Origin of the sequence: Streptomyces sp. NPDC057010, assembly GCF_042673805.1 — a bacterium.
Classification (GTDB): Bacteria; Actinomycetota; Actinomycetes; order Streptomycetales; family Streptomycetaceae; genus Streptomyces.
On record NZ_JBHUSC010000018.1, the window covers coordinates 90,672 to 103,086 of the forward strand.

At 71.6% G+C, this 12,415-nt stretch carries 9 protein-coding genes, 2 tRNA genes and 1 pseudogene; 7 read left to right on the forward strand and 5 right to left on the reverse strand.

Features of this window, described 5'->3' with window-relative positions:
* Positions 1–106: 106 nt before the first annotated feature.
* The 4 genes and pseudogenes from ACFTXQ_RS17875 (at position 107) to ACFTXQ_RS17890 (ending at position 1,881) form a co-directional block, all read left to right on the forward strand.
* Complete coding sequence (locus tag ACFTXQ_RS17875; RefSeq protein WP_382641757.1) at positions 107–682, forward strand: NADPH-dependent FMN reductase; 576 nt, start codon at positions 107–109, stop codon at positions 680–682.
* A 93-nt stretch (positions 683–775) separates the two neighbouring features.
* Entirely contained in the window at positions 776–1,123 is a 348-nt protein-coding gene (locus ACFTXQ_RS17880) for a hypothetical protein (RefSeq protein WP_382641759.1), read from the forward strand.
* Between the two features lie 117 nt (positions 1,124–1,240).
* A pseudogene (locus ACFTXQ_RS17885) lies at positions 1,241–1,817 on the forward strand (bifunctional DNA primase/polymerase).
* Positions 1,808–1,881, forward strand: a tRNA-Lys gene (locus ACFTXQ_RS17890). The pseudogene ACFTXQ_RS17885 and the gene ACFTXQ_RS17890 overlap by 10 nt, the downstream one beginning before the upstream one ends.
* 70 nt (positions 1,882–1,951) lie before the next feature.
* Here the strand turns inward: ACFTXQ_RS17890 and ACFTXQ_RS17895 are convergent.
* Positions 1,952–3,187, reverse strand: a complete 1,236-nt coding sequence (locus ACFTXQ_RS17895; RefSeq protein WP_382641761.1) for a M6 family metalloprotease domain-containing protein — start codon at positions 3,185–3,187, stop codon at positions 1,952–1,954.
* A 346-nt stretch (positions 3,188–3,533) separates the two neighbouring features.
* Between ACFTXQ_RS17895 and ACFTXQ_RS17900 the strand changes: the two genes are divergently transcribed.
* On the forward strand, positions 3,534–5,414 hold the full coding sequence (locus ACFTXQ_RS17900; RefSeq protein ID WP_382641763.1) for a putative bifunctional diguanylate cyclase/phosphodiesterase: 1,881 nt from the start codon (positions 3,534–3,536) through the stop codon (positions 5,412–5,414).
* A gap of 68 nt (positions 5,415–5,482) precedes the next feature.
* Here ACFTXQ_RS17900 and ACFTXQ_RS17905 read toward each other — a convergent pair whose 3' ends face one another.
* Positions 5,483–7,180: a glycosyl hydrolase family 18 protein gene (locus ACFTXQ_RS17905; RefSeq protein WP_382641765.1), complete on the reverse strand. Its 1,698-nt coding sequence runs from the start codon at positions 7,178–7,180 to the stop codon at positions 5,483–5,485.
* A gap of 255 nt (positions 7,181–7,435) precedes the next feature.
* On the reverse strand, positions 7,436–8,548 hold the full coding sequence (locus ACFTXQ_RS17910; RefSeq protein ID WP_382641767.1) for an LLM class flavin-dependent oxidoreductase: 1,113 nt from the start codon (positions 8,546–8,548) through the stop codon (positions 7,436–7,438).
* Positions 8,549–8,811: 263 nt separating this feature from the next.
* Between ACFTXQ_RS17910 and ACFTXQ_RS17915 the strand changes: the two genes are divergently transcribed.
* Both ACFTXQ_RS17915 and ACFTXQ_RS17920 read left to right on the forward strand, forming a co-directional pair.
* A protein-coding gene (locus ACFTXQ_RS17915; protein WP_382641769.1) for an IS5 family transposase occupies positions 8,812–9,686 on the forward strand; the annotation gives its coding sequence in 2 pieces (ribosomal slippage) (positions 8,812–9,202 and positions 9,202–9,686; 876 coding nt in all).
* A gap of 34 nt (positions 9,687–9,720) precedes the next feature.
* Positions 9,721–10,479, forward strand: coding sequence for an IclR family transcriptional regulator (locus ACFTXQ_RS17920; protein WP_382641770.1), 759 nt, complete (start codon positions 9,721–9,723; stop codon positions 10,477–10,479).
* A gap of 98 nt (positions 10,480–10,577) precedes the next feature.
* Here the strand turns inward: ACFTXQ_RS17920 and ACFTXQ_RS17925 are convergent.
* Both ACFTXQ_RS17925 and ACFTXQ_RS17930 read right to left on the reverse strand, forming a co-directional pair.
* Positions 10,578–10,651, reverse strand: a tRNA-Lys gene (locus tag ACFTXQ_RS17925).
* 48 nt (positions 10,652–10,699) lie between these two features.
* On the reverse strand, positions 10,700–12,391 hold the full coding sequence (locus tag ACFTXQ_RS17930; protein ID WP_382641772.1) for an AMP-binding protein: 1,692 nt from the start codon (positions 12,389–12,391) through the stop codon (positions 10,700–10,702).
* Between the last annotated feature and the right edge of the window lie 24 nt (positions 12,392–12,415).

A 12,415-nucleotide genomic window follows, 5' to 3' on the forward strand; every position in this document is an offset into this window, starting at 1 on the left:
ATTGATGACACATCACCTATGTAGTTGACATGTCACACAGGCTTCGGGTTCCATAGGTGACACGTCAACCAGTCGGATCCCGCCTCACCCTTGGAGCCTCTCCGCCATGACCCGCCTCCACGTCATCTCCGCCTCCGTCCGCCCCACCTCCCACGCCCGGCCGATCTCCGGATGGGTCGCCGACCAGGCCCGCGCACGCGGCGGCTTCGAGGTGACCCCGGTCGACCTCGGCGCACTCGCGCTCCCCTTCCTCGACGAGCCCGAATACGCCTCCAGCGGCAGCTACGCCCACCGGCACACCCGCGACTGGAGTGCCCTGGTCGACTCCGCGGACGCCTTCCTCTTCGTCCTGCCGATGTACAACGGCGGCTTCACGGCGCCCTTCAAGAACGCCATCGACTTCCTCCACCGCGAGTGGCAGCACAAGCCGGTCGGCCTCGTCAGCTACAGCGCGGGCCCCTCGGGCGGCGCCCCGGCCGCCGAGATGCTGCTGCCCGTCCTCACGGCGATCGGCATGCGCCCGGCCGCGCGGTCCGCCGCGATCCCGTTCGTCAACGGCCTGGTCGGGCCCGAGGGGTTCCGCGCCCCCGAGGGGCTGGCGGGCGAGCTGGCCGGCGTACTGGACGACGTGGCGGAGCTGGCGGCGGCACGGGCGGCGGAGGCGGAGGCCGTCACGGCGTGAGGGGCTCCCCGCCGCCCGGTGTGCGCTCTTGCGCGGCGTTGGACAATGGACGGTGGCCCGGAAGCATTTCGCACGCGCAGCAGGAGGACAGGCATGGCAGAGCCGAAGCGGACCGAGCGGAGGCTGCGGCCCGCACCGCTGCTCTTCGAGCCGTCGGAGGCCGCCACGGACCCGGAGCACTTCTTCGACCTGGAGTCGATAGAGGACCCGGGAGAACTGCTGGCTCGGGCGACCGAGCTGACGCTCGCCTTCCGGGCGGCGCAGGAGCGGGCGATGGAGTTCCAGGCGCTCGCGGCGGCGCAGCTGGCGGATCCCGGGCGGTTCGACCGACTGTCGCCGGGGGCGATCGCCGAGCGGGCGGAGTGGACCGAGGACTACGCCCGCAAGATGATCGAATTCGGCGAGTCCCTCCAGCGGGGCGCGGGCACCGAGTCCGACTAGGCCGAGCGTCGGCGGTCTGGCATATGCGGGGCGCAACATACCCCAGCAGCGCCCGCCCTGTCCCGGTTTCCGATAACTCCCGGAAACCGGAACGTTACGCCCGGTAGATCTGGAGGCATGACGACGACCTGCCCCGCCCTCGATGTGCGCACCGCGCCCGCCACCCACGTCACCCCGCAGGGTGCCGCCTGGCTCGCCTCCGCCTCCGCGCATCCGGACAGGACCCTGGCGCTGTGGCAGGCGCAGCCGGCCTCGCTCGCCGTGCTGCCCTGCGGGAGCGCCTTCGACGTCGTCAACGTTCCGCTCGTCCTCGGGCGGCGGCTGCTGGACCTGCTCTGGGCCGAAGGCCCCGGCTCCGGCCCGGTCGCCGTGCACCGCGGCCGGATGCTGCTCTTCGCCGCCACCGGCACCGCCCACCGGCTGCCCGCCCTGCTGGCGTGGGAGGAGTGGGGAGGTTCCCGTACCGCCCCGGCACCCCTGTGCCACGGGCTCGGCGACGCCGTCACCGTGCCGCCGCTGGCCGGTACCCCGGGGCCGTCGCGCTGGCTGGTGGCCCCCGACGCCCGCAGGCCGTGGCTGCCCGGGCCGGAGGCTCTCCTGTGGGCGTTCGTCCGCGCCGCCCGAGCTGCGGATATCGATTTTTCCTTCCGCCGTTCGGGATGCTAATGTCTACGACGTCAGCAAGCGCCGCTAGCTCAGTTGGTTAGAGCAGCTGACTCTTAATCAGCGGGTCCGGGGTTCGAGTCCCTGGCGGCGCACAGACGGAAGAAGGCCTCCACTCGTCAGAGTGGGGGCCTTCTTCGTGTGCCGGAGGAGGGGCCGGGGCACTCAGGTCGTGATCTTCACCGTGTACGCGCCCGACTGGGTCCGGTCCGCCACCTCGATGGTGATCCGCTCCCCCGGCACGGTGAACGTCTGCCCCACCTCCAGCGGCGCGTCCGCGAGCGGCGGGTACACCGAGCGGTCCCAGCAGGCCTCCGTCGACGGGTGGGCGTCCAGGACCTCGATGGGGCCGCCTCCCGAGGCCGCCTCGTTGCGCACCCGGTAGACCAGGACCCCCTCCGTGCAGGTGTCCCCGTCGTTGCCGGCGGAGCCCCGCGCCTCGACGGCGATCGCGCTGCCGGGGCCCGTACGGATCACGGCGAGCCGGGTGCCTCCCGTGCCGCCGGCCGGCGGGGTCTGCGCCAGCGGCTGGAGGGTGTGCAGCGAGGAGCCCGACTGCACACAGTCCACCTGGTTCGGGTCCAGCCAGCCCAGCTTCCACTTGTGCCAGGCGAAGAGGTCCGGGGCCATCCCGAACTGGCTGCCCATGACGTCCCAGTCCCCGACGTAGGTGTCCCAGTCGCCCTTCCCGTCCGTCGGCCGGTGGTAGAGGTCGGGCAGGTCGAAGACGTGCCCGGTCTCGTGGGCGAGCACGTTCCGGTCCGGCGGGTGGCGCTCGAAGACGGTGACGATCCGCCGCAGGTCGGTGCCGTCGGCGCGGATCGGGCGGTCGAAGTTGACGACCTTCGTGGCATCGGAGTCCACGCCGGGCGCGTCCGGATCGGCGACGAAGTAGACGACGTCGTACTGGCTGAAGTCCACCGCGGCGTCGGCGGTGGTGACCGCGTCCCGCAGGTACGCCGCCCGGTCCTCGGGGGCCCAGTCGCGCTGTATCCCGTACGCGGTGGACGGCCTGGGCATCCGGATCCACTGCTTCTGCGGGTGCGGGACCAGGCGGAACCGCCCGTAGGAGGCCCGCTCGAAGAAGTCGCTGGTGGCGGGGAAGTAGTCGCCCGCGATCTCCGCGGGCGGGAGGGCGGGGCGGTGGTCCGGGAAGGAGAGGAAGACCATGACCGCGTCGAGGGTGCGCTGGGGCCGCGGGTAGGCGCGGTTCCAGGTGTCGAGGCCCAGGGAGTGGTGGGCCTCGGTACGGGTCAGCGCGCACGGTCCCGCTCCGGAAACGGCCACCGCGGGTCCCGCGACGAGCGACATGGCGGCGAGCGCCGTCAGGGAAGTGAGCGCTGCCGCCGTACTTCGGATGCGAGAGCGTTCCACTCCCCCGGGTGTCTGCTGTCGCGGCACATCGACCTCCGGTGGTGGATTCGTACCTGTTCATCCACCTTGGGGCGATTGTCTTACTAATGCCCTGTTCCGCTGCCCCACACGAGTGAGCGATACGGCAAGCCGGTGACCCCCGGACTTCACGCGCATGCCTACAGAACGTCACGACCGATCACCCGAGATCAGCAGGGGTCCTCGCGTGCTCACAGCCGCGCAGAAACGATCACGCGATCTTGGTCCGCTGATGCGTCATCACGCCGAACTCCCGCGCCCCGCGCGGCGACGCCGCTGGATAGGGCCTCCCGGCAGCCTCTATGATCGGGCGACTTTCCTGCACGGACACTCACGAGCACTGCGGGAGCCAACGGTGAGCGGAACCTCAGAGGGAACCGGTTCGGCGGCCGACAGCATCCGATCGGCCATTACGGAGCGTCACACTGCAGTGTCGGCAGCGGCAGCACTGTCGCGCGCCGAATCCGATCTGCGCGACTACAAAGCCGCCTTCAACGCGGCCCACCTCGCCATGGCCGTCGTCGACCGCGACGGCTATGTCGTCGCCGCCAACCAGGCGTTCGCCGGACTGCTGGGCGCCGAGCCGCACGCACTGGTCCACCGGTGCGCCGCCGACCTGGTGGACCTGGCCGCGGAGGCCCGGACCTGGGCCGCGTACCAGGAAGTGCTGCGCGGACGCCAGGCCCGGCTGCGCTGCACCCGGCGCCTCAAACACCCCGACGGGCATTCGCTGTGGACGGAGGTGACGCTCGGGCCGGTGCCCGGAACCGGCGAAGTCCTGCTGTCCGTCGCCGACATCAGCGACCGGCGCGACCTCCAGGCGCGGCTGCGCCACCTCCAGATGCACGACCCGGTGACCCGGCTGCCCAACCGGGCGCTGTTCTTCGAGCGGCTCTCCGCCGCCCTGGAGGCGTCCTCGTACGAACACGGCGGAGGCACCGGCCGGATCGGGCTGTGCTACCTGGACCTCGACGGGTTCAAGGCGGTCAACGACACCCTCGGCCACCGGGTCGGCGACCGGCTGCTGGCCGCGGTCGCGGCCCGGCTGACCCACTGCGCCGACCAGTCCGGATACGGGCGCACGGGCGGGCACCTGGTGGCACGGCTCGGCGGCGACGAGTTCGCCCTGCTCGTCGAGGACTCCACCGGCACCGAGCAGCTCGCGGACCTGGCGCGGAGCGTCCTGGCCGCCGTACAGGAGCCGTTCGACCTGGCCGGGCAGCGGCTGTCGGTCTCCGCCTCGATCGGCGTGGTGGAGCGGGCCGTGGCGGGGACCTCCGCGACCTGCCTGATGCAGGCCGCCGACACGACCCTGTACTGGGCCAAGGCCGACGGCAAGGCGCGCTGGACCCTCTTCGACCCCGAGCGCAACGCCCACCGCATGACCCGGCAGGCGCTCTCCTCCTCGCTGCGGCCGGCCGTGGACCGCGGGGAGTTCGAGCTGGAGTACCAGCCGCTGGTGGACCTGGAGAGCGGCGCGGTGCGCGGGGTCGAGGCGCTGGTGCGCTGGAACCACCCGCAGTTCGGCACGTTGACGCCGAATCGGTTCATCGGGATCGCCGAAGAGGACGGCTCCATCGTCCAGTTGGGGCAGTGGGTGCTGCGCACGGCCTGCCGGCAGGCGCGGCGCTGGCAGATCGAGCAGCCCAGCGACTCCCCGGTCTTCGTGTCCGTCAACGTCGCGGTGCGGCAGGTGTGGGACTCGGACCTGGTGGGCGATGTCGCGGAGATCCTGGCCGAGACGGGGCTGGCGCCGCAGCTGCTCCAGCTGGAGCTGACCGAGTCGGCCGTGATGGGCTCGGCGGGCCGGCCGCTCCAGGCCCTCCAGGCACTGAGCGACATGGGCGTGCGGATCGCGATCGACGACTTCGGCACCGGGTACTCGAACCTCGCCTACCTCAGCCGGCTGCCGGTCTCGGTGCTGAAGCTCGACGGCTCCTTCGTCCGCGGCTTCCGCTACGAGGAGGGCACGCACCCGAATCCGGCGGACGAGACCATCGTCGAGGCGCTGGTCCAGCTCGCGCACCGGCTGGGGCTGACGGTGACGGCGGAGTGCGTGGAGACCGCCGGCCAGGCGGCCCGGCTGCGCCGCGTCGGCTGTGACACGGGCCAGGGCTGGCTGTACTCCCGCGCGGTGGCCCCGGACGCGATCGCCCGCATGATCGCCCGCCAGATCACGGCGGCCGAGGCCGCCGCCGCCGGACAGGACGGCCCCGCCCCACACCCCCTCGTCTGACACGGCCGCCCCCGGCCTCTGAGGAGAGGTCCGGGGGCGGCCGGCGCTCGGCGCGGGGTGGGGGGAGATCAGCAGGCGCCGAGGTCCTTCCAGACACCCCATTCACCGGTGGTCCCCGGCGTCTCGTTCTGCGTCCACCACTGGGCCTTCCACTTGTGCCCGTTGTGGGAGACCTCGTTGCCGGCCGTGTAGACCGTGCCCGCGACGTACGCCGGGGTCGAACCGCAGCCGGTGGGCGGCTGGGTCGTCGGCGGCGTGGTGGTCGGGGGCGTCGTGGTCGGCGGAGTGGTCGTCGGAGGCGTGGTGACCGGCGGCTGCGTGGCCCCGCCGAGGGCGTCCGAGATCTGGTTGAGCAGCGTGGTGTTGGCGTCCAGGCCGAGCAGGGAGTACATCATCGCGCCGGCCAGGCCGCGCTGCTTGCCGTAGTCGACGCGGGCCTGGACGGACTTCTGGTTCAGGCCGGTGAAGAACTCGCCGTCCTTGTAGAAGTACGAGGCCTTGGCCTGGTCGTCCCAGAAGGTCGTCGCCGGGTTGTCGACGATCCCGCCGAGCTCCTTGTACATCGCGATGCCGGCCTGCTGGCTGGTGGGCCGGGCGTTCGAGGCGCCGGTGGCGGTCTGGGCGAGTCCGCCCGCGGTGCCCGCCGGAACGCCCTTCCAGCCGCGGTAGTAGAACTCGTAGCCCAGGGTCAGCTTGTTGGCGGGGAACTTGCCGGCGATCCCGTAGGCCGCGTTGCCGTCGATCCAGGAGTCGATCGCGTTCTTGATGCTGTACTTCTCGGTGCCCGGCGCTATCGGGTCGGTCGGGTCGGCCGCCGAGGGCTGGAGCGGGGACTGGTGGTACGTCGGCCCGTCGCCGTCCCAGGCGCCGTGCATGTCGTACGTCATGATGTTCGCGTAGTCGAGGTACGCGCCGATCTTGTCCGTCTCGATGTACTTGATCTTGTCCTGGCCGGCCGGGAGCGCCGAGGTCAGCAGGTACTTCTTGCCGCCGTTGGCCTGGCCGTAGGCGTCGAGCTGCTCGCGGAACTCCTTGAGCAGGAGCGTGAAGTTCTGCTTGTCCTCGGGGGCGTAGTGGTTGCCGAGGTGGCCGCCGGCCGAGCCCGGGTACTCCCAGTCGATGTCGATGCCGTCGAAGATGCCGGCCGCGCTGCCCGCGCCGCCGTATCCGCCCTCGACCGGCAGGTTGCCCTTGATGTACTGGTCGATGCAGGAGGACACGAGCTTCTTGCGGGAGGCGTCGGTCTTCGCCGCGTCGCTGAAGTACTTCGAGTAGGTCCAGCCGCCCAGCGAGATGTTGATCTTCAGGTGCGGGTACTTGGCCTTGAGCTGCTTGAACTGGTTGAAGACGCCGACGATCGGCTGGTCCCACTTGTCGGCGACCCCGCTGACGCTGTCGGCCGCGCTGAACGACTTCTGGTAGTCGGCGTACGAGTCGCCCGCGCCGTCACCGGCGTTGGGGTTGTTGTCGTCGCCCGCCGCCTTGTTCGCCTCGAAACAGGTGAGGTTGGTGGGGTGGATGTTGCCGAACGAGTAATTGATGACGTCGAGCTTGCCCGCTATGCCGCGCGTGTCGAGGTGCTTGGGATAGAAGGCGTTTCCGTACACGCTCCACTGGTCGTAGTAGGCGATGCGGACGCCGCCGGCCGCGGCGGTCGCCGAGGCGTCCGCGGCCTGGGCGGTGCCGAGCCCCGCGACGGAGGCGAGCGCCCCGACTGCAAGCGCGGCGGTGGCGGCCGCCGCGATGAGGGGTTTACGGATGTGCATGAACTGCCTCCGGTGGGGTGGGAGGGGAGAGCAAGAAGTCCGGGTGGGAGAAGTGATAGCGATCACCGTGGCCCCCAGTCAATGGTTTGGACCAAAGAAGGACTAGACCACTCTCGGCACAAACACCCTCGTCAGAGACCTGAGCGCACATCAAAAACCGCCCGCCACCCCGGGTGACGAGCGGTTTAAGGGTGTCCTAAGCCATCCCGCGGCAAGGTTTCGGCAACAAACCAGCCGAACCCCGTTCGCGTACGGTCAACCGGCCGCGGGGGCCTCTACCGGCAGGCCGTACGCATCTGCGACGAGAGCGTAGGAGTGCAACCGGGCCGCGCCGCTGTGGGCGTTGGCGGTCAGCATCAGCTCGTCCGCGCCCGTCCGCTTGGCGAGGTCGTCGAGGCCCGTGCGCACCTCGTCGGCGGTGCCGTGGACGATGTTCGCGAGCCAGCTGTCGACGAACTCCCGCTCCAGCGGGGAGAAGGCGTACGCCGCCGCCTCCTCCGGGGTCGGGACCAGCCCGGGGCGGCCGCTGCGCAGCCGCAGCATCGAGAGCGCGCCGGTGAGCACCTGGGCGCGGGCCTGCACGTCGGTGTCCGCGGCGAGCGCCGAGACCCCGATGAGGGCGTACGGGGCGTCCAGGACGGCCGAGGGGCGGAAGCTCTGCCGGTAGAGGTCGAGCGCGGGCAGGGTGCCGGCCGCCGAGAAGTGGTGGGCGTAGGCGAAGGGCAGGCCGAGCTCGCCGGCGAGGCGGGCGCTGAAGCCGGAGGAGCCGAGCAGCCACAGCGGCGGCCGCCCGGCGGGCCCCTGGACCGGACCGGGTACGGCGTGCACGCGCGCGTACGGGTGCCCGTCGGGGAAGTCGTCGTCGAGGAAGCGGGTCAGCTCCGCGAGCTGGCGGGGGAACGCATCCGCGGCCTCGTCCAGCCGCCCGGGCCCGCGCAGCGCGGCCGCCGTGCGCCCGTCGGTGCCGGGGGCCCGGCCGAGCCCGAGGTCGATCCGCCCCGGGGCGAGCGCCTCCAGGGTGCCGAACTGCTCGGCGATGGCGAGCGGGGCGTGGTTGGGCAGCATGACCCCGCCCGAGCCCAGCCGGATGCGGGAGGTGTGCGCGGCGAGGTGCGCGAGGATCACGGCCGGGGAGGAGCTGGCGACCCCGGGCATGGAGTGGTGCTCGGCGACCCAGTGCCGGTGGTAGCCGCGGGACTCGGCGAGCCGGGCTATGTCCACGCTGGTGCGCAGGGAGGCGTGGGCCGTGCTGCCGGCGCCCACGGTGACGAGGTCCAGGACCGAGAGCGGCACGGGTGCCCGGCCCCTCGCGGTGCCGCGGATCCCGTCTGCGCTCTCCTGCCGATGCCCGTCCCCGGTGTCACTCATCGTCGCTCCCGTCTCGGTTCCCGTCCGTACGAAGACTTCGAACCGTGGGCGGGGCCCGGGCATTCCCGGCACTCCGGGACAGCGCGCGTGACCTTGGCATATGCCAGCGGAGTAGGTCCAGGCAGAGTGACGTGATTGAGCCATCAATCTCCTCAACAGGCGCTCCACATGGGCCTCTTGATGGCTATCGTGGTAGGGCAAGCGGTAACAACCTGCTAGGGTCTGTTGCGAAAGTGGATCTTGTTCGTTGATGATCACGTCTCGTGGGACGTGGAGATCTGACGAACGGCCAGTGGGCCCGGCTTGAGCCGCTGCTGCCGCGGGGCATCAAGCCGGGCCGGCCGCAGGTGTGGACGCGACGCCAGCTGATAGACGGCATACGGTGGCGGACCCGGACCGGTGCTCCGTGGCGTGACGTGCCCGAGCGCTACGGGCCGTGGGACCGGGTCTACGACCTGTTCCGGCGCTGGCAGCGGGACGGAACCTGGGCCCGGATCCTCACCCGGCTCCAGGCCGAGGCCGACGCCCAGGGCCTGATCACCTGGGAGGTCAACGTCGACTCCACCGTCTGCCGTGCCCACCAGCACGCCGCCGGGGCGGCGAAAAGGGGGATCTCCAAAAGGAGCCGCCCGGCGGCGTCTTCGTCGAGCCGGTCGACCACGGCCTCGGACGGTCACGAGGCGGCCTGACCAGCAAAATCCACCTCGCCGTCGAGCAAGGGCAGAAGCCCTTGTCGGTGGTGATCACCGCCGGGCAGCGGGGCGACTCTCCGCAGTTCGAGCCGGTCCTGGAGGCGATTCGAGTGCCCCGGCTCGGGCTTGGCAGGCCGCGCAAGCGGCCGGACCGGGTGCGGGCCGACAAGGCCTACGACTCCCGCGCCAACCGCTCCTACCTGCGCAGACGCGGAATCAAGGCCACGATCCCAGTCCCGGCGGACCGGGTCCGCAACCGGCTGGGGCGTGGTTCGCGCGGTGGCCGTCCGCCGAAGTTCGACCGGGACGACTACAAGCAGCGGCACGCGGTCGAGTGCGGGATCAACCGCCTCAAGCGCCACCGTGCCGTCGCCACCAGGTACGACAAACTCGCCGTCCGCTACGAAGCGACCGTGCTGGTCGCAGCCATCAACGAATGGCTGTGACCAGCATTTTCACAACAGGCCCTAGGGGGAAACCGTGGCGCTGAAGCCCGAGCCGACCGCGCCGTTCCACTCGGTGCAGTACGCACTACGCGTACTCGAAACGATCGCACGGCACACCGGTGGTGTGACCGACGTGCAGATCGCGCGTGAGACCGGCCTGCCCGCAGTCCATCTCGCCCCGATGCTGCTCATGCTGCGCCGGGAGGGATATGTCCTGCAGGTGTCCGACGGCGCCTACGCCATAGGGGATTCCCTCGTCCTGCTCGGCTCCGGCGTCGACCGGCAGCAAGCCCTGACCGACAAGCTCCAGGAGACCCTGGACCGGCTGCGGGACACCGTGGGCGCGGCCGTCTACATCAGCCGGTACGTGGACGGGGAGGTCCGGATCACGCAGTTCGCGGACAGCCCGCGCACACCCAAGGTGCACGAGTGGGTGGACTTCCGCTCCGCGGCGCACGCGAGCGCGGTCGGCAAGTGCCTGCTGACCCAGCTCGACCAGAACGGGCGGCGTGACCACCTGTCCCGTCACAAGATCGCGCGCCTCACGTCGAAGACGATCGTGAACGAGCGGATCCTGTTCTCCAAGCTGGACGCCCAGCCGGCCACCGTGCCCGTGCTGGACCTCCAGGAGTACGCCGTGGGCACGGTGTGCGCGGCCGTCCCGATCACGGCCGGGGCCTCGGTGGGGTGCCTGGCCCTGTCGATGCCGGTCGAGCACGCGCACCGGCTGCGGGCCGCGGCCGACACGCTGAACCGGAAGGCCGCGCCGCTGCTGCTGTCGCTCACGCTCTAGGGGCGGCGGCGTGCGGCCCGCGCGGCCCGTATGGCCCGTGTGGCCCGGAAAACACTTCGGGCGGTTCCCGGTGAACCGGAAACCGCCCGAAGGACAGGTGCGCCGCCAGGGACTCGAACCCCGGACCCGCTGATTAAGAGTCAGCTGCTCTAACCAACTGAGCTAGCGGCGCCTGCTGACAGAGAAAATACTACCTGGTCCTCGGGGGTGCTCAAAACCATTACCCCCGGGGGCGGGGCAAGAGGTCCGACCGGCCGTGGGACCCGTAGGCGGCGAGCAGCTCCGACAGGGCGGCCGCGTCCAGGCGGCGGTAGGCGCCGGACGGGGTGCGGTGCCAGATCGGGTCCTCGCAGAGGAAGGCCTCGCGGCGCAGGGCCACGCGGTGGACCTTGTTCGTCGCCGTGGTCGGCATCGCCGGGACGATGCGGACGTAGCGCGGGGGCATCTTCGTGCCCAGGTCGGGCTGGGAGGCCAGGAACGTCTCGAAGGCCGTCGCGGAGAAGACCGCCCCCTCTCGGAGGGCCACCGCCGCCATCACCTGGTCGCCCGACACCTCGTCCGGGACCGCGTAGACGGCGACGGCGGCCGCCTCCGGCCAGCGGGCCAGGATGTTCTCGATCACCGCGGCGGCGAGGTTCTCGCTGTCGACCCGGAGCCGGTCGTCCGTGCGGCCCGCGAAGTAGAGGAAGCCCGCCGCGTCGCGGAAGAAGAGGTCGCCGGTCCAGTACCAGCCGTCCCTGGTGCGGGCGGCCTCCGCGTCGGGGTTGCGCCAGTAGCCCTCGAAGAGGCTGCGGCCCCGGTTGACGAGTTCGCCGATGGCCTCGGAGCCGTTCAGCAGCCGGCCGTCCGCGTCGAGCACCGCGGCCGGGCATTCCGCGCCCGTCTCCGGGTCGATCACCGCCAGGTCGTCCCCCGCGCCCGCCCGGCCCAGGGCGCCCGGCGGGGTGTCCGGGGTGCGCTGGACCGAGGCGCCGCCCTCGGTGGCCCCGTAGCCCTCCACCAGCCGGACCCCGAACCGCTCGGTGAAGCGGGCCGCGTCCACCGCCCCGGCCTCGGTGCCGAAGCCGAGCCGGAGGGTGTGCTCGCGGTCGTCCGGGCGCGGCGGCGTGGCCAGGAGGTACTGGACGGCCCGCCCGACGTACGTGAAGTACGTCGCCCCGTACGCCCGTACGTCGCCCAGGAACCCGGAGGCCGAAAATCGCCTCCGCAGCGCCACCGCGGCTCCGCCGGCCAGGGCCGGGAGCCAGTCCGCGATGACGGCGTTGCCGTGGAAGAGCGGCATGCAGACGTAGTGGACGTCCTCCGGGGAGACGGAGAACCGGCGCGCCAGCGCGGAGCCGGCCGCCGCCAGCCGGCCCTGGGTGCAGACGGCGGCCTTGGGGGCGCCGGTGGAGCCGGAGGTGAAGTAGAGGAGGAGACGGGAGGCCGGGAGGGGGGCGGCCAGCGCCGCCTCGCCCGGCTTGGCGGCGGCGTAGGGGGCGAGGAGGGCCTCGTACTCCTCGGTGCCGGTCACCAGGATCCGTACACCCGGCAGGTCGAGGCCGCGCAGCAGCGGCAGGTGGGCGCGCTCGGTGATCAGCAGACGGCAGTCGGTGTGCAGGATGTCGCGCGCCAGCTCCGGGCCGCGCCGGGTGGGGTTGATCCCGGCCACGGCGGCCCCCGCGAGGGCCGCCGCGCCGAGCCAGAAGGGGAACTCGGGAGTGTTGTCCAGGAGCACCCCGAGGTGGGGTTCGGCCCCCGGCGGCATGAGGTCGACGAGGAGCGCGGCGCGCGCGGCGGCCTCCTGGGCGGTCCGGTGGTGGGTGAGGACGTGCCGTTCGGCGTCGTCCCCGTACATCAGCCCGGGCCGGTGGTCGCCCCATTGGCGCGCTATGAGCTGCGCGACGGTTTCGGGTGCAGTCGTCCTCCGCATGCCGCCGGAGGGTATCTGACGTTG

Excerpts from the sequence above, each read along its gene's own strand:
- ACFTXQ_RS17875 (WP_382641757.1), top strand. The coding sequence starts at position 107 with ATGACCCGCCTCCACGTCATCTCCGCCTCCGTCCGCCCCACCTCCCAC.
- ACFTXQ_RS17880 (WP_382641759.1), top strand. The coding sequence starts at position 776 with ATGGCAGAGCCGAAGCGGACCGAGCGGAGGCTGCGGCCCGCACCGCTG.
- ACFTXQ_RS17905 (WP_382641765.1), bottom strand. The coding sequence starts at position 7,180 with ATGCACATCCGTAAACCCCTCATCGCGGCGGCCGCCACCGCCGCGCTT.
- ACFTXQ_RS17910 (WP_382641767.1), bottom strand. The coding sequence starts at position 8,548 with ATGAGTGACACCGGGGACGGGCATCGGCAGGAGAGCGCAGACGGGATC.
- ACFTXQ_RS17930 (WP_382641772.1), bottom strand. The coding sequence starts at position 12,391 with ATGCGGAGGACGACTGCACCCGAAACCGTCGCGCAGCTCATAGCGCGC.